Source organism: Flavobacteriales bacterium (assembly GCA_016700415.1).
In the GTDB taxonomy this organism is placed as follows: Bacteria; Bacteroidota; Bacteroidia; order Flavobacteriales_F; family PHOS-HE28; genus PHOS-HE28.
This window is the reverse complement of record CP065018.1, coordinates 2,414,380-2,431,052: the sequence shown is the minus strand read 5'-3', so window position 1 is coordinate 2,431,052 and position 16,673 is coordinate 2,414,380. Positions and strand designations below refer to the sequence as shown.

Genomic DNA, 16,673 nt, shown 5'->3' with positions numbered 1-16,673 from the left:
CCACTGGCGACTGCTGCTGCCGACGGCATCTGCCAACTGCCCGCTGCACACTGACCCCGCTCCAGTTATCTTCGCGCCTTATGTCCTGTACAAGTTGCGCAAATGGTGCCGACGGCAAGCCCGCCGGATGCAAGAGCAATGGCTTTTGCAGTAGCAGCGGCTGCAATAAGCTCGATGTCTTCGATTGGCTCGCGGGCGTGCCCCTGCCTGGCGGTCAAACGCCGTTCGACGCGGTGGAGGTGCGCTTCAAGAGCACACGGAAATCCTTCTACCGGAATCCGTCATCCGGCGGACTTTCATTGATGCCGGGCGATCTAGTGACCGTGGAGGCCAGTTCCGGGCATGACGTGGGCATGGTGAGCCTTGCCGGTGAACTGGTCCGCGCACAGATGCAACGCAAAGGCGGCAGCACCGACACCTACGAGCTCCGCAAAGTGGTCCGCAAGAGTTCACAGGACGATATCGACACTTGGCACGCTGCACGCAAGCGCGAGGACGAAACACTGGTGGAGGCCCGCCGGATCTGCAAGGACGCCCGCCTCGACATGAAGGTGAGCGACGTGGAATACCAAGGCGACGGCACCCGCGCCACCTTCTTCTACACCTCCGAACAGCGTATTGATTTCAGAGACCTGCTGAGGAAGCTGGCGGACCAGTTCCACGTGCGCGTGGACATGAAGCAGATCGGCGCCCGTCAGGAGGCCGGGCGCGTAGGCGGCATCGGAAGTTGCGGCCGCGAACTGTGCTGCAGCACCTGGCTTACCGATCTACGCAGCGTTACCACCAGCGCCGCGCGTTACCAGCAACTGGCGCTCAATCCCCAGAAGCTCGCGGGCCAATGCGGCAAGCTGAAGTGCTGCTTGAACTACGAGCTGGACATGTACATCGAGGCCATCAAGAGCTATCCCTCGGCCAATGCCAAGCTGAAGACCAAGCATGGCACGGGCATGCACATCAAAACGGACATCTTCGGGGAACAGATGTGGTACATCTTCAAGAAACCCGGGGAGCCGACGGCGATGGCGGGATTCCCGGTGGAGACCGTGCGGGAGATCCTGGCGCAGAACAAGGAAGGCATCGAGCCCGAGGTGGACCTGCACATGGCCGAGGAGCGCCCTAAAGCAAAGGTGGAGGACAAGAGCACGGACTATGAGAATGTGATCGACGGTGCGGAGGATCTTTCCCGCTTCGACAAGAAGATCAAGACCGGTGGTCGGAACCGTGGCCGCGACGGCAAGAAGCGGAAGGCGTCCGGAAACCGGGGTCCCGGGGAAGGCGGTCAAGGCCAACAGCCCCGCCGGGATGGCCGGAAGCGCGAGGGCGGCCCAGCCGGTGAACGGTCCGCCAAACAAGCACCACGCCCTGAAGGCGCAAAATCCGCATCAGGTGGTGAGCGTCCCGCCGGTGAACGCCGGAGCCGCGATGCCCGGGGGCGTAGAAGGAAAGGTCCCCGGCCCAACGGACCGCCGCAAGGCGGTGGAGGCCCCAAGCCCAACAACACGTGAAGCCCATTGCACTGACCACCCTTATGGTCGGCCTGTTAATGGTCGGCTGCACTGAGCATGTGGTGTTCCAGGAGGTCGCCGAGGTGCCGGGAGGCTCCTGGTCGCGGTCTTGGAAACCACAGTTCGCTTTCGACATCACCGACACCCTTGCGCAACGCGACATTTATCTGGATATCCGCCATACCGGTGATTACCGGTTCAGCAACATCTACATCTTCACTACGCTGCAAGGCCCCGGAGGTCATTCCTTCACGGACACCGTGGAATGCACGCTCGCCGATCCCACGGGCCGTTGGTACGGGAAAGGCACCGGCTTCATCTTCAGCGACCGCTTCCAAGCGCACATCCTCTACCGGATGAACAACAGATTTCCCCGCTCCGGCCGTTATGTGTTCACGCTGGAACAGGCCATGCGTACCGATGACCTGCAAGGGGTGATCGACGTGGGCGTGAGCGTGGAGGAAGCCCGGAAGCGCCGTTGAACGGAAAAAGGACCATGGCTACCAAGGGAAAGAAGCAAGCTAAGACCGGTGGGCGATGGTATGCCTTGTGGTGGACGGTGGTGCTCGGGCCCGTGCTTGGTCTGCTCGTGATACTGTTGGTCGCGTCGGGAAGTAAGGGCCTGCCCAGTACCACGGAACTACAAAATCCCCGGAGCGACCTGGCCACGGCGGTGCTCTTCAGCGATGGCTCCATCATGGGGCAGTACTACAGGGAGAACCGCATCCCGGTGGACTATGCGCACATCAACCCATACGTGGTGCAGGCCTTGTTGGCCACCGAGGATGAACGTTTCCGGGACCACAGCGGCATCGATGTGCGCGGAACGGCACGCGCGGCGATCTTCCTCGGCAAACGCGGCGGGGCCAGCACCATCACCCAGCAGTTGGCCAAGATGCTCTTCCACGATGTCCGGCGGGACATCGTGGGCCGCATCTTCCAAAAATTCCAGGAGTGGATCATCTCGGCACGGCTCGAGCGCGAGTACACCAAGGACGAGATCATCGCCATGTACCTCAATCGTTTCGATTGGATCAATCAGGCGGTGGGCATCAATTCCGCGGCCCGTGTCTATTTCAACACCACGCCGGATTCCCTGCGCATCGAACAGGCCGCCATGCTGGTCGGCATGTGCAAGAACCCGGCGCTCTTCAACCCGCTCCGCCGGCCCGACACCACCATCACCCGCCGCATGGTGGTGCTGGCGCAAATGGTGAAAAACGGATCCCTGAACAAGCAGCAATACGACTCGTTGAAAGTGCTGCCGCTCGGGCTTGACTTCCAGCGGATCGACCATACCGAAGGCCCCGCGCCGTACCTGAGGGAAACCTTACGCGGCGAACTTCAGAAAATGTTCAGCGAGAAGGACCCGGAGACCGGGAAGCTCCGACTGGCCAAGCCGGACGGTTCCGCGTATGACATCTATACCGACGGCCTTAAGATCTACACCACCATTGACCGCCGGATGCAGAGCTATGCCGAGTGGGGCTTGCGGGAGCACCTCTCCACAGAATTGCAGGAGCAGTTCTTCAAGGACCTCGCTAAAAAGAAGAACAATCCCTTCGACTTCCGGGTGAGCAAAGAGGAAGTGGAGGGCATCATGAACACCGCCCGCAAACGCAGTGACAGGTACCGCACCGATGTTGGGAAACAATGCCCCAACTGCCAGCGGCCCGCAGCTTACATCGTGAAGCGGGTGCATGACGGGAAGTCCATGTTCCATTGCGACCCGGACAAGGGCGGGTGCGACACCTGGTGGCCGGTGCTGGATGAAAAGGCCATCGAGAAGCAATTCGAGACCCCCACGCACATGACCGTGTTCAGCTGGCACGGCGAAGTGGACACGGTCATGTCCCCGAACGACAGCATCCGATACTACAAAAGCTTCCTCCAGAGCGGCTTGCTGAGCATGGACCCGCACACCGGCTTCGTGAAGGCCTGGGTGGGCGGCATCGACTACAAGCACTTCCAGTTCGACCATGTGGCACAAGCGCGACGGCAGGTGGGTTCCACCTTCAAGCCCTTCGTCTATGCCACTGCCATCCGGGACGGGTTGAAACCCTGCCTGGAATTGCCGAACCAAAAGACCTGCTTCGACATGCCCGCAGGGCAGCCGGACTGGTGCCCGCAGAACAGCGATAATGAATACGGTGGCATGGTCACCATCAAGTATGCCTTGGCCAATTCCATGAACACCATCACGGCCTGGCTGATGAAGCAATACGGTCCGCAATCGGTGATCACACTGGCACGCCACATGGGCGTGAAGAGCCCGATGGATCCCGTGCCATCGTTATGCTTGGGCGTGGCGGACCTCACGCTGGAGGAGATGGTCGGCGCGTTCTCCACCTTCGCCAACGACGGCGTGTATATCAGGCCGGTGGTCTTCACGCGCATCGAGGACAAGAGCGGGAACACCATCTTCGACATGACCCCGAAGACTGAGGAGGCGCTTGATCCACGGACCTCCTATATCATGCTGGAAATGCTCAAGGGAGTAGTGGACGGTGCCTACAACCCCAGCACGGGAAAGACCGTGGGTACCGGCATGAGGCTGCGCATGGGCTGGGGCAACAGGGCGAAATATGCCAACATCAAGTATCCCACCGCAGGCAAGACGGGTACCACCCAGAACAACAGCGACGGCTGGTTCATCGGCATCACCCCGGACCTGGTGACCGGCGTGTGGACCGGCGCCGCGGACCGCAGCGTGCGTTTCAGCAGGACCGACAAAGGCCAAGGGGCCAACATGGCCCTGCCGATCTACGGCTACTACATGAACAAAGTCTACGCCGACAGCACGATCACCATCAGCAAAGGGGATTTCGCGAAGCCGGACGGCATCGGCGATCTGGACCTGGACTGCTTCGGGAAGAAGGGCTCCCACACCAACATCTACGAGGAGCGGCACGAGGCACCGAACTGGGAGTAGCGTTCACACGTATTTCCGGAGCACCGACCCCAACCGCTCCGCATAGCTGCCGCCGAACAGGTTGAGGTGTACGAGCAGCGGATACAGGTTGCAGAGGTCCATGCGATCCTCCCAACCCGGCGCCAAGGGTTCCTCCTCTTGGTAGGCTGCATAAAAAAACCGGTCAAAGCCCCCAAAAAGCCGGGTCATGGCGATGTCCATTTCGCGGTGGCCGTAATACACTGCCGGGTCGATCAGCACCGCTTCACCGTCCGCAGCAGCGAGGTAGTTGTTCTTCCACAGGTCGCCGTGCAGCAGCGCGGGGAGCTCGGAGGGGAACAAGGACGGCAACTGGCCATAAAGCCGCTCAAAGCGGAGCACATCCCCGGTGTGGATGCGTTTGTTGTCACGGGCCATTTTTACCAAGGGCATGAAGCGGCAATGGACCAGGAATTCGGCCCAATCGAGGTTCGGCGTGTTCACTTGCGGTAACAGACCGACATGATTGTCCCGGTCCAGCCCGAAGGTGGCCTGCGTATGGCGATGCAGCCGGGCCAGCTTCCTCCCGAAGCGGGTCTGGAAACCGGCATCCTCTTCTGCCGGGGGAACGTATTCCAGCAGCAGGAAAGTCGTGTCATCACATTCACCCTGGGCGATGAACGCAGGAACGCGCAGATCACCAGCCTGCCGGAGGAGGTGCAGGCCATGCGCCTCGCTGTTGAAAAGGCTGGGGAACTGATCGGCAGAGTTGGTCTTCAGGAAGAGCGGGCCGAGGTCCGTATCCAAGCGGAAGGCATCGTTCACACTGCCTCCATGCACGGGGTGCGCCGCCCGGATAGTTACCGGGTGCCCTTGCCGATCTGTGAGCAAGGTTTCGAGATGCAGGCCGAGGGATTCGGGCAAAGGCATGGACAAAGGAAACATCCGTACTTGCAACGAAGGAATGGCTGTGGACCACCAGCTCCTACTGACATGGTTTAAGGAATGGGTGTTTTACCTACATTTGCCGCCTCGATTTCGGATGTATATTTGAAATCGGTATTGGGGATTAGCTCAGCTGGCTAGAGCGCTTGCATGGCATGCAAGAGGTCATCGGTTCGACTCCGATATTCTCCACGGAAAGGCGGTCCCACGGGATCGCCTTTCTTTTTTGTTCGCTAAGCGGTCTCCGCTTCGGGACCCTGAGGCACGATACTTAACGCTTCAGCAAGATCACTCGAAGAGGACCCTGCGGTCTGACGGGTCATTGCTTTGCCGCGGCTTTCAAGCGCTCATACCAAGCCGCCTGCGACCGCACTTTCCGTGCGCCCTTCTTGCCAGGCCGGTACGGGTTGGTCTGTGCCTTGTCGATGATCCTCGCCTTCACATTGTCCTTCCACTCCAGTTCCAGGAATTGGATGACCTCGGCTTTCAGCTTTTCGTCCACGACCGGGAATGCGGCCTCTACCCGGCGGTCCATGTTCCGTTCCATCCAATCGGCCGAGGCCAGGTGTACCGTGGGCCGGCCGAGGTTGTGGAACACATAAGCCCGTGCGTGCTCGAGGAAGCGGTCCACGATACTGATCGCCTCAATGGTCCCGCTGTGTTGCGGAACGCCCGGAACTAAGCAGCAGATGCCGCGCACGATCAGGCGCACCTGCACGCCTGCCCTGTCGGCATCGTAGAGCTTACGGATCAAGGGCTTGTCCTCCAAGCTGTTCAATTTCAGCAGGATCGACGCGGGTTTTCCAAGAAATGCCTGCTCGATCTCCCGGTCGATGGCGCGCTCCAGAAAACCGCGCAGGTGGTCCGGAGAAGTGGAAATGATCTTCGTCGGTCCGGGAGCTTCACCGGCCAACAACTTGCTGAACACCTCCCGCACATCGTCGGTGATCGTTTTGCGCGTCGTCAACAAGGCCATGTCGGAATAGATCCGTGCGGTCTGCTCATTGAAATTGCCTGTGCCCAAGTAGGCATAGTGCTTCGGGCCTTTCGCCTCCCTTCGTTCAATGAGCAACAGTTTGCAATGCACCTTAAGCCCGGGCAGGCCGTAGCTGACCCGGGCACCGGCATCGTTGAGCACCGAGGCCCAGAACAGGTTGTTGCCCTCATCGAACCGCGCTTGTACCTCTATGATCACGTCCACTTGTTTTCCATTGCGGGCGGCCTCAGCCAACGCTTCACAGACGAGCGACTTGGATGCAACACGGTACAACGTGATCGCGATGCGATCCACCTTGGGGTCTCTTGCCGCGTGGGCAAGCAGGCTTATCACCGGCTTGAACGAATGGTAGGGGAAGTGCAGCAGGATGTCCCCGGAACGCATGGCCCGAAAACCGTCCGTGCCTGTGATCGCCGGATGAGCGATGGGTAACAGCGGCTTTTCCCGCAGCTCCGGATGCCCGATGACGGGCAGCTGCATCAGGTCGCTGAGGTTGTGGTAGCGTCCGCCCTCGAGCATGTCGCTCTTCTTCACCTCCAGCAGACGGCGCACCTGTTCCAGCAGGGCCTTGGGCATGGCCCGGTCATAGAGAAAACGGGCAGGTACGCCCGTGCTGCGCTTCCGCAGGCTGCGGCGCACCTTGTCCACGACGTCCTCGGTGAACTCCTCATCCAAGTAAAGTTCCGCGTCACGTGATAGCTTGATCGCATGGCAAGCCTTCACTGTCCATCCCTTGAAATGGGCCGGCGCGCCCAAGCGGATCGCATCATCCAAGTACAGCAGGTCCGTGCTTCCCGCGCGCGAAGGCAGCGTGATGAAACGCCCCAGATCGGCCGATGGCACGTTCACCAACACCAGGCGCTTTTTGATCCGGTCTTTTTTGGAGAGGGAAAGCACGAGATAGAGCCGCCGGTCCTCGATGAACGGTGGCTTGGTCTCCCGCATGGTGACCGCCCGAAGCAACGGGGTCACATGCTTCTTGAAGTGGTCCAGTACGAACTGGCGCTGAACAATGGACAGCTGACCCTCGTTCCGAAAACGGATACCATGGGCCCGGAGCTCGGGAATGAGGACGCCCCGGTAGACTGTCCCCAGAGCGGCCTGTTGCTTCAAGGCGACCTGATTGATCAGCTCGATATGCTTCCCCGGCGGAACACCCAGGGCCGAGCGGTTCCACTTGCCCAATTTCCGCAGGCCGCTGAGCTGGGCCACACGCACACGGTAGAACTCATCGAGGTTGCTGCTGTGGATCGCCACGAATTTCAACCGTTCCAGCAAGGGCACGCCGGGGTCCTGTGCTTCCTGAAGTACCCGCGCGTTAAAGGCGAGCCAGCTCAGATCGCGGTCCATGAACGGCTCGGGAAGCGTGGGCGAGATCGCCCTTTGCCCGGATCTTTTCGCAACGGCGCGGCGAAGTAGGGCAAGGTTGATCTCCTTCTGTTTCCCGAACCGCTGTCGTGCATACGGGGTGGCGAACCGGTGTTTTTCCAAGTATGCCAAGTTCTCTTGGGTCCAAGCGGTACCGGAAACCTTTTTTCCTGAACAGGCCGTCAGTTCAGCCCGCAGGCGTTCGCCCTTTTCCAAAAAATCAGCCTGTCCGGCCTTTGCGGAGTCGGCATCGCGCAGCACGCGCTGAGGCAGACCGCGGGCCACATGATCGACCCGTGTGGCCAGGATGAGAGAGGAGACCGCTTTTACATCGCGAAGGTCCACATCGTGGGAGAGCATCCACGTCGTGGCCAGTTTGGCACTTTCCTCCTCATGTCCGGCATAGGCCGCGGCATAGCCCGTATCATGGAACAGGGCGGCAAGCTCCACCAGCATGAGCTCCTGCCCACCCATTCCGGACGCACGTCCGATCTCCTTCGCACTGCGTGCCACGGTAAGGGTGTGCTCCAGGTCGTGGAACTGCATTTGCCCCGGCATGTGCTTCGAGAAGAAACGGCGGATGTGCAGCCGTGCTTTCTCGATCAGGCTCTGTGTGATCATCGGTGCCGAAAATAGTCCCGGCTTTCCCCGTTACCTTCGCTTTATTCCGGGCTTATCGCGCATGGACATCCAGTTTGCCCATTCTCTTATCGAAGCATTGCGCGAGGATCGCTGCATTTTTGGATACAGCGGCTTTTTTCCGGACGAGCATTCTCCCCGCCTGATCGAGCTAGGCGAGGCTGTGCTCAACGGATGGGAGGGGACCGTGCCGGTCAAGGGCCGCTTGGGGTATGTGATGGTGGAGGCCTACCAGAACATCGTGCGTCATCGCGCTCGGCCGCTGTCCATGCCCGATCGGGGCGAAGGTCAAAGCATGTTCCTCTTGCGTTGTCATGCCACCGGGCAACAGGTCTTTGCCTGCAACTTGGTCACCCGCTCCCAAGCGCTGAAGCTGGATAAGGACCTCGCCGACCTTCAAGGCCGGGACAATACGGAATTGAAGGAACTGTATTTGGAAGGGATCCAGCGGACGAGCAAGCCCGGAACAAGGGGTGCAGGCCTGGGACTGATCGAAATGGTGCGGCGCACGGGAGGTGGGGCGTCGTGGACGTTCAACCCCATCGAGGACGGGCATGACCTGTTCGCCATTTCCTTGGATGTGGGGGCCACCGACGGTGCGGACGCATTGCAACTGGATGGTCCGTTGCATCGGCTGGTGCTGGAACACCGGGTCCTTCTCTTTCACGTAGGAATCTGGACCACGGAAATTGAACATGTTCTCATGGGGCTGGCCCTGAACGAAAGACCTGCCGAAGGGGGAGAAGACCTCCTCAAGCGAAGTGATAGGTTGAAGCGGACAGTTGAGGTGGTCCGGTCCACCTTAGATCTGGCAGCCCCTGTGTTGTTCGTGCTCCATGGCGGGGACCGCACAATTTTTTCCATGGGCGGGATGATCGACCGGAGAGCGGTGGGGAAGTTGCTGGCCCGGCTCTCCGATGTAGAGGGCACACTTCGCGTGGAGGACCGGCCAAAGGGCGAAAAGGTGCTCGCCACTGTGGACGTTCCTTGGTGAGCTTCCCTGCCCGTGCATTAGCCCACCACAGGCCGGTACACTATTTGGAACCCTTCCCGCGTTGGCTTCGTACCACCTTCCAGATGCGTGAAATGCTCCATATCCTTCGCCGTAGCCTCATCGAGTTCGAGGAATGGTTCGACCTGCGCTTTGGCTGGTTCTTCACCAATGGCATGAAGCACCGATCGCCGGAGAGGTCCCTTCCGGAGGAGCCTTCCGCGGACCTACGGCCCCTATAACTTGATGCACACGTTCTTCGCTTCGGTAAAGAACCGCAGCGCCTCTACGCCGCCTTCACGGCCCACGCCGCTTTGCTTCATCCCGCCAAAGGGCGTGCGCAAGTCCCGGAGCATCCAGCAGTTCACCCATACGATCCCGCTTTTCAACAGGCGCGCCATGCGGTGCATGCGGGTGCCGTCCGAGGTCCACAGCGTGCTGGCCAGGCCGTAAGGTGTGCCATTGGCCATGTCCAAGGCCTCCTCTTCCGTGTCAAAGGGTTGGATGGTGACCACCGGTCCAAAGATCTCCTCCTGATTGGTGCGGCATTGCGGGCCCAAGCCCTCGATCACCGTGGGCGCCAAGTACCAGCCTTCCGCCAACGGGGCTTCAAGCACCACCTGCTCACCGCCGCACAGGATGTGCCCTCCTTCCTCTTTGGCCAGGGCGATATGGCCAAGCACTTTTTGCAGGTGCGGCCCGCTCACCACGGCTCCGATATCCGTGTTCTTTTGAGAGGGGTCGCCTACGCGAAGCGCTTTCACCCGTTGGACGAAAGCTTCCCGAAAACGCTCATAGATGGAGCGTTCCACCAAGATCCGCGAACCGCACAGGCAGATCTGGCCCTGGTTGCTGAATGAGGATCGCACGGTCTCGGAGAGCATCCGTTCGAAGTCACAGTCCGCGAAGACCAGCACTGCGTTCTTTCCGCCCAGCTCCAAGCTCAACTTCTTGAACATCGGTGCGGCGACGGAAGCGATGCGGGCGCCGGTCGCGGTGCCACCGGTAAAGGATATCGCCGGGATGCCCGGATGTGCCGTGATGGCAGCGCCGACCTTGGGGCCGGTGCCCTGAACGATGTTGAGCACCCCCGGGGGAAAACCGGCCTCGATGCAGCGCTCGGCCAACATCCAAGTGGTGTACGGCGTGATCTCCGATGGTTTCGCCACCACCGTGCAACCTGCCGCCAATGCAGGAGCGATCTTCCAGGTGAACAGGTACAAGGGCAGGTTCCATGGACTGATGCATCCCGCAACACCGGTAGGCTGCCGGTCCGTATAGTTCACCGCCACATCATCGGTAATGTGCGCCTCGCTGCCCCAGTGCAGGATGGCCGTGGCGAAAAAGCGGAGGTTGGCGATAGCGCGCGGAATGTCGACCGTACGGGCCAAGCTGACGGGCTTGCCATTGTCCCGGCTTTCGGCCCGGGCGAAGAGCTCCAAGTCGCGCTCTACGAGATCGGCCACGCGCATGATCGCATCGTGGCGCCCTTGCCTGCCCAGCGCCGTCCATGCGGGCATTGCAATTTCGGCGGCTTCCACGGCGAGGTCCACGTCCTTCGCGTCGCTGTCCGCGATCTGTGCATATACCTTGCCTTCCGCCGGGGCATGGCCCTCCAACCACCCGCCACCTAATGCCTGTCGCAATTCGCCGTTGATGTAGTTGAGGACCTGCTCCATGATGGTGCAAAAGTAGCTGGTCGCACACAGCGCGTGCCGACCGGGCTCCATCCTCATTTCCTTTGCCCGTGCACATATCCGGTTAAACATCGTTAACCGGTCATCGCCGTAGCGCGCGCATCGGGTAGCTTTCAACCTTCCATGGAAAAACGGACGATCACTGCCTTGATCGTGGCCATCAGCGTGGCCTTGCTCGGGCTGGTCCTGATCCAGGCCAAATGGGTGAGCGACACCCTGGCCTTGAAGGATGCGCAGTTCAATGAAGGTATCGACAATGCCTTGGTGGCCGTGAGCGACCGTGTGGAACGGGCCGAGGCACGCCAGAATTTGCGCACCCTGCCTGCGGACGTCAAAGGAGGGGACCTGCACATCGACCAAGGTCTTGCCGACCGTGACAGTTCGGCGGGGCCGGGCCTCTTGAACAAGGACACCTTGAACGAATTGCTCCGGGGGATCCTTAGTGCGGGCATGTTCCGGGATATCCACGAGCGCATCGATCCGCGGCTGCTGGATTCGCTGATCACCGAGGAGCTGCGGTTGCGCCATATACATTGCACCTACGAATACGGCGTGTTCGAGGAAGGGGGAAGTGCCGTGCTCCTCAGCTTGAACGACGCGGCGGACAGCAATTTGGTGCGCAGCAGCCCCCACCGTACCCAGCTTTTCCGGAACGATTGGCCGCAGGAGCGGTCCGCGGGGAACGGCTGGTGGTTGCACGTGAGCGTCCCGTCCCGCCCCTCCATGCTTTTGCGCAGCTTGTGGCCCATGCTGGTGACTTCCACCATTTTTCTGCTCATGGTGGCCGCCATTTTCGGGTTCACGGTGCGCGCCATGCTTCGGCAGAAGCGCTTGGGCGACATCAAGAACGACTTGGTGAACAACCTGACCCACGAGCTGAAGACGCCCATCAGCACCATATCCTTGGCCTGTGAGGCACTGAACGACCCCGGGATCCCCAAGGACCCCGCGCAGGTGCGCTTGTTCACGAACATGATCCGGGACGAGAACAAGCGCTTGGGCATGCTGGTGGAAAGCGTGCTGCAGAGCGCGGTGACCGACCAGGGCGGCATGCGGCTGCGCATCACCGACGTGGACATGCACGCCCTGCTGGCCGAGGTGGTGCGCAACAGCTCGCTGCAGGCGGAGAAACGCGGTGGGCGCATCAACTTTGCGCGCACCGCCGAACTGGCGCATGTGCGGGGCGACCGCACCCACCTCACAAGCATCTTCTACAACCTCATCGACAACGCGGTGAAATACTGCATCGTTTCGCCCATCATCCACATCACCACCCGCAGCGACGCCCAGGCCCTCACCGTCGAGGTCCGCGATAATGGTATCGGCATCCCGCGCAGCGAACAACGCAAGGTCTTCGATCGTCTTTACCGCGTGCCCACCGGCAACGTGCATAATGTGAAGGGCTTCGGGTTGGGCCTCAGCTATGTGAAGTCCGTAGTGGAAAGACATGGCGGCACCATCCGCGTGGAGAGCGGACCCGAAGGCAATGACCAAGGGACCGGAAGCCGGTTCATCATCACCATACCTTTTGAACATGGAGAACAACACGAGACTGCTGCTGTGCGAGGATGACCCCAACTTGGGCACCTTGCTCGCCCAATACCTGAAGGCAAAGGACTACGAGGTGGAGCTCTGCGTGGACGGCGACCAAGGACTGGCGGCTTACAAGAAGTCCAAGTTCGACCTGTTGCTGCTGGACGTGATGATGCCCCTGAAGGACGGGTTCACCTTGGCGCGGGAGATCCGGAAGAACGATACGGAAACCCCCATCATTTTCCTCACCGCCAAGAACATGCGGAAGGATACCATCACCGGGTTCGAGTCCGGGGCGGACGACTACCTCACCAAGCCTTTCAGCATGGAGGAGCTGTTGTTGCGCATCGCGGCGGTGCTCCGCCGGGCGCGTGGCGTGGAACCGCTGCCCGAACGCAATACCACCTTCAATCTGGGGCGATACACGTTCGATGCGCGCAAGCAACTGCTCACGGGCCCGGAAGGAGAGCGCAGGCTCACCACGAAGGAGAACGACCTATTGCGCCTGCTCTGCGAGAACGCCAACACCGTGCTGGAGCGGTCCACAGCGTTGCGCACCGTGTGGGGGGACGATAACTACTTCAACGGCAGGAGCATGGACGTGTACATCGCCAAATTGCGCAAGTATGTGGCGGACGATCCCGAGGTGGAGGTCGCCAATGTGCATGGGAAAGGGTTCCGGCTGGTGGTGCCGGCCGGTTGAAGTGGCAGGGGTTGTTGGCGCTACTGTATTTTTTTGCCAAGCGGCAACCCATTTCGTGCATCTTTGTGGCCCAACTCACCTAAAACACCCAACATGAAGAACATCTACGGTATTGTTCTGACCACCACGGCACTGCTTTTCAGTGGAACCGTGGGCGCACAGAGCAGATTGACGTTGAAGAACCGAAGCGCGGTCCGGACCACTAACTTGGTGAACGTGGCCGCGTTGCCTCATCACGGATCCGCCAACGCCCAGCGTGGTGGAGGAGCACCTACCAATGACGAATGCACAGGCGCAGTGAATCAGGATCTGGCCGTAGGCTCAAGCGTGACCTTCTCCGGAGATAATACTGGTGCCACTGACAATGGGGAAGGATTGACCATGCCTGCGGTTTGGGAGATGTTCACAACAACTGAATGCGCCAATCTGGAGCTGTCCTATTGTGGTACAACACCGCCGTTCGGGAACGGCTTTGTAAGTATCTACCAAGGTTGCCCATTCACCTCAAACATTGCCGCCGGCAGCTTTAATGACACCACCTGTACAGATGGCAATTTTACGCTCTTCTACACAGGGGTTCCTGCTGGAATCTACTATTACGCAGTGATGCTGGATTCGGCGAACAATGCCGTTGGTCCATACACCATCACGGTATCCGCTTCGGCGTGCGCCGCCCCTCCCGCCAATGATGAATGCATTGACGCTGAGGCGTTGACCGTGGCAGCTGCAGGTGATTGTGCCTCCTCCATGGTGACGGGGAACAACTCCTCTTCCGTGAACTCAACGGGAGACCCCTCTTGTGACAGCTCTACGGATGGTTATCAGGATGTCTGGTACAGCTTCAATTCAGGCAGTGACACCGTGGTGTCGGTAGACCTTACAAACATCGGTGGAACGGACTGGGCCTTCACGGTGCAAGCCACCTGCGATTTCGGCGCGGAGATCTCCTGCGTGATCAACCCTGCAGCTCCTGTTGAAGTGAGCGTTACAGCCAATACGGACTATCTCGTCCGCGTATATGCGAACGTGCAGTATGGCGTAGGTGGTGAGTTCACCTTGTGCGTGAGCCAGATCGCGGTTGTGTACGGTTACTGCATCCCAGAGCCGGTCAACGGCGTAACGGACGGTGATTTCATTTCCAATGTTACACTGGGTTCCATCAACAATGCCACCGGAGGTGACAATGCCTATGAGGACTACACCGCGCAAAGCACGATGTTGGAGCAGGGTGCCTCCTACAATCTGTCGATCTCCAGCGGTGACTACGGGGATGATTACTATGCCGCGTGGATCGATTACAACGGCGATTCCACCTTCCAGGCGACCGAAAAGCTTGGCGAATTCGATGGGACCAATCCCCAAGAGGTGATCACATTGCCCTTCACCGTGCCTGTGGACGCCCCCGTGGGTATTACCCGCCTGCGTGTACGGGGCGTCTATGGCGCAGTGGATATGGATGCTTGCACCGATTACTTCTATGGTGAGACCGAGGACTATCACGTGGATATCACCCTCGCTACCGGTGTGCGTGAGCTGAACAGCACGGACGTGAGCGTGTTCCCCAACCCTACCCAGGGCGACATCACCATCAGCGGTGCCGACCTGAGCGGTACGGTGAACTTTGAGCTCACCGACATGACCGGCCGCGTGGTGTACAAGGACCAGAAGTCCATGACCGCCAACCAGCCTGTGACCTTGCCATTGAACGGCAAACTGGCCCAAGGCACCTACTCGCTCCGCGTGATCACCGCCAACGGCATCAGCAGCCGTCCGGTGATGATCAAGTAAGGAGAACCTCGACCACTAACGCCAAGGGGCGGTCGCATTTTGCGGCCGCCCCTTGTTGCGTTCACTCAATGTCTTCCGCCGCAAGGCGGAGGCATTGAGCAAAAGGGGCGATCATAACGGGCTTCTGAAAACCCATAGTAGCCACCTCCTCACAAGCAACCCGTCCGTCCGCCGTCCACAGGCAGGTTCACGCCGTTGATGTACGCTCCTGAAGGTCCCGCCAGAAAGCAGATGGCGTTCGCGGTCTCCTCCGGCTCCGCGAAGCGCCGCAACGGGATCTCATCCAGCATCGCCTGTGCAGCCTCTTCCTCCGTGCTACCGGATTTCTTGCTCTTGTTGGTGATGATCGCCTTCAAGCGTCCCGTTGCCGTGGCACCCGGTAGCACGTTGTTCACGGTGATGTTGAACGGCCCCAGCTCGTTGGCCAGTGTCTTGGACCATTGTGCCACCGCACCTCGCACGGTGTTGCTGACGCCGAGGTTGGGCAACGGGACCTTCACGCTGGTGCTGATCACATTGATGATGCGCCCACCGCGGCGCTCCTTCATGCCCGGCACGACCGCCAGCACTAAGGTCTGGAAGGCCAGCAGGTGCAGACGGAAGGCCTGCTCATACGCTTCGATCGTTGTCTCATGGGCCAGCCCCGGAGGCGGGCCTCCGGTGTTGTTCACCAGGATGTCCACCCGGCCGTGGGCTTTCACATACCCGGTGATCGCGGCTTTCAGCGCATCGGTGTCCGCCATGTCGGCAACAAGGAAACCATGCTGCTGACTTGTGGAAGTGTCCAGCGCGGCGACGGCTTCCTTCAACTTCACTTCATCCCGCGCCAACAGGGTGACGTGTGCGCCCAAGCGGGCCATTTCCTGTGCCGTGGCATTGCCGATGCCCTGTGTGCCGCCGCCTATCAGGGCGTGTAAGCCGTCCAGTCGAATGTTCATGCCTCAAAGGTAGAGGGCGTGTCCCATGGCCCTCCGCCTGTTCCGTAAGTCATCCCCCCAGGGGTCATCCACCGTACGGTGAATGCCCCCTGATCGGAAGCCGTACTTTCGGGGATCCAATCCCACTGCCATGTCCATCCGCCGTCCCTTCAATCTCAAACAGTGGGTTTCCGACAATCGGGACCTGCTGAAACCGCCCGTGGGCAACAAGAACCTCTACGTTGATGCGGGTGACTTCATCGTAATGGTGGTGGGCGGACCGAACGCACGCAAGGACTACCACTGGAACGAGACCGAGGAGCTTTTCCTGCAGTTGGAAGGGGATATCGAAGTGGGTATCCAGGAAGATGGCAAGGCCGTGAAGGTCCCCATCAGGGAGGGTGAAATGTTCCTGCTGCCCGCCCGCACACCGCACTCGCCGAGCCGACCGGCCAATACCGTGGGATTAGTGGTGGAGGCCAAACGCGCCGACCGCGAAATGAAGGACGGTCTGCTCTGGTTCTGTGAGAAGTGCAACCACAAACTCCACGAGGATTTCTTCGTGCTGAACGACATCGAAATGGATTTCCTGCCGCGCTTCAGGAAGTTCTACGGGGATGAAAAGCTGCGGACCTGTGGGAAGTGCGGTACCGTGATGGAGGCCGACCCACGCTTCATTTGATCGTTGCCGATGGCCGAG

At 60.0% G+C, this 16,673-nt stretch carries 13 protein-coding genes and 1 tRNA gene; 10 read left to right on the top strand and 4 right to left on the bottom strand.

Annotated features, from left to right (window positions below; translation table 11 throughout):
- Positions 1-80 precede the first annotated feature (80 nt).
- The 3 genes from IPP95_10165 to IPP95_10155 are packed head-to-tail and all read left to right on the top strand — an operon-like array spanning position 81 to position 4,437.
- Positions 81-1,505: a hypothetical protein gene (locus tag IPP95_10165; protein QQS71550.1), complete on the top strand. Its 1,425-nt coding sequence runs from the start codon at positions 81-83 to the stop codon at positions 1,503-1,505.
- Positions 1,502-1,987 (top strand): gliding motility lipoprotein GldH, encoded by a 486-nt coding sequence (locus IPP95_10160; protein QQS71549.1) that lies wholly within the window; start codon positions 1,502-1,504, stop codon positions 1,985-1,987. The genes IPP95_10165 and IPP95_10160 overlap by 4 nt, the downstream gene beginning before the upstream one ends.
- Before the next feature lie 14 nt (positions 1,988-2,001).
- Positions 2,002-4,437 carry a transglycosylase domain-containing protein gene (locus tag IPP95_10155; GenBank protein QQS71548.1) on the top strand — a complete coding sequence of 812 codons (2,436 nt, stop codon included), beginning with the start codon at positions 2,002-2,004 and terminating at the stop codon, positions 4,435-4,437.
- A gap of 3 nt (positions 4,438-4,440) precedes the next feature.
- Here IPP95_10155 and IPP95_10150 read toward each other — a convergent pair whose 3' ends face one another.
- Positions 4,441-5,325, bottom strand: a complete 885-nt coding sequence (locus tag IPP95_10150) for a fructosamine kinase family protein (GenBank protein ID QQS71547.1) — start codon at positions 5,323-5,325, stop codon at positions 4,441-4,443.
- A gap of 134 nt (positions 5,326-5,459) precedes the next feature.
- Here IPP95_10150 and IPP95_10145 point away from each other — a divergent pair.
- Positions 5,460-5,532, top strand: a tRNA-Ala gene (locus IPP95_10145).
- A 127-nt stretch (positions 5,533-5,659) separates the two neighbouring features.
- On the opposite strand, the gene ppk1 is transcribed toward IPP95_10145, so the two are convergent.
- Positions 5,660-8,326: a polyphosphate kinase 1 gene (gene ppk1 / locus IPP95_10140; GenBank protein QQS71546.1), complete on the bottom strand. Its 2,667-nt coding sequence runs from the start codon at positions 8,324-8,326 to the stop codon at positions 5,660-5,662.
- Positions 8,327-8,387: 61 nt separating this feature from the next.
- Between ppk1 and IPP95_10135 the strand changes: the two genes are divergently transcribed.
- A complete protein-coding gene (locus IPP95_10135) occupies positions 8,388-9,338 on the top strand; it encodes a hypothetical protein (GenBank protein ID QQS71545.1) in 951 nt (316 codons plus the stop codon).
- Positions 9,339-9,430: 92 nt separating this feature from the next.
- Complete coding sequence (locus tag IPP95_10130) at positions 9,431-9,577, top strand: hypothetical protein (protein ID QQS71544.1); 147 nt, start codon at positions 9,431-9,433, stop codon at positions 9,575-9,577.
- Here the strand turns inward: IPP95_10130 and IPP95_10125 are convergent.
- Positions 9,572-11,014 (bottom strand): aldehyde dehydrogenase, encoded by a 1,443-nt coding sequence (locus IPP95_10125; protein QQS71543.1) that lies wholly within the window; start codon positions 11,012-11,014, stop codon positions 9,572-9,574. The two genes, IPP95_10130 and IPP95_10125, sit on opposite strands and share 6 nt — an antisense overlap.
- A gap of 141 nt (positions 11,015-11,155) precedes the next feature.
- Between IPP95_10125 and IPP95_10120 the strand changes: the two genes are divergently transcribed.
- The 3 genes from IPP95_10120 to IPP95_10110 all read left to right on the top strand — a co-directional run bounded on the left by IPP95_10120 (position 11,156) and on the right by IPP95_10110 (position 15,056).
- Positions 11,156-12,604, top strand: a complete 1,449-nt coding sequence (locus IPP95_10120) for a HAMP domain-containing histidine kinase (protein ID QQS71542.1) — start codon at positions 11,156-11,158, stop codon at positions 12,602-12,604.
- Positions 12,567-13,268, top strand: coding sequence for a response regulator transcription factor (locus tag IPP95_10115; protein ID QQS71541.1), 702 nt, complete (start codon positions 12,567-12,569; stop codon positions 13,266-13,268). The genes IPP95_10120 and IPP95_10115 overlap by 38 nt, the downstream gene beginning before the upstream one ends.
- 93 nt (positions 13,269-13,361) lie before the next feature.
- Entirely contained in the window at positions 13,362-15,056 is a 1,695-nt protein-coding gene (locus tag IPP95_10110) for a T9SS type A sorting domain-containing protein (protein QQS71540.1), read from the top strand.
- 149 nt (positions 15,057-15,205) lie between these two features.
- On the opposite strand, the gene IPP95_10105 is transcribed toward IPP95_10110, so the two are convergent.
- Positions 15,206-15,994, bottom strand: a complete 789-nt coding sequence (locus IPP95_10105) for an SDR family oxidoreductase (protein QQS71539.1) — start codon at positions 15,992-15,994, stop codon at positions 15,206-15,208.
- A 130-nt stretch (positions 15,995-16,124) separates the two neighbouring features.
- Between IPP95_10105 and IPP95_10100 the strand changes: the two genes are divergently transcribed.
- Complete coding sequence (locus IPP95_10100) at positions 16,125-16,655, top strand: 3-hydroxyanthranilate 3,4-dioxygenase (protein QQS71538.1); 531 nt, start codon at positions 16,125-16,127, stop codon at positions 16,653-16,655.
- Positions 16,656-16,673: the final 18 nt, after the last annotated feature.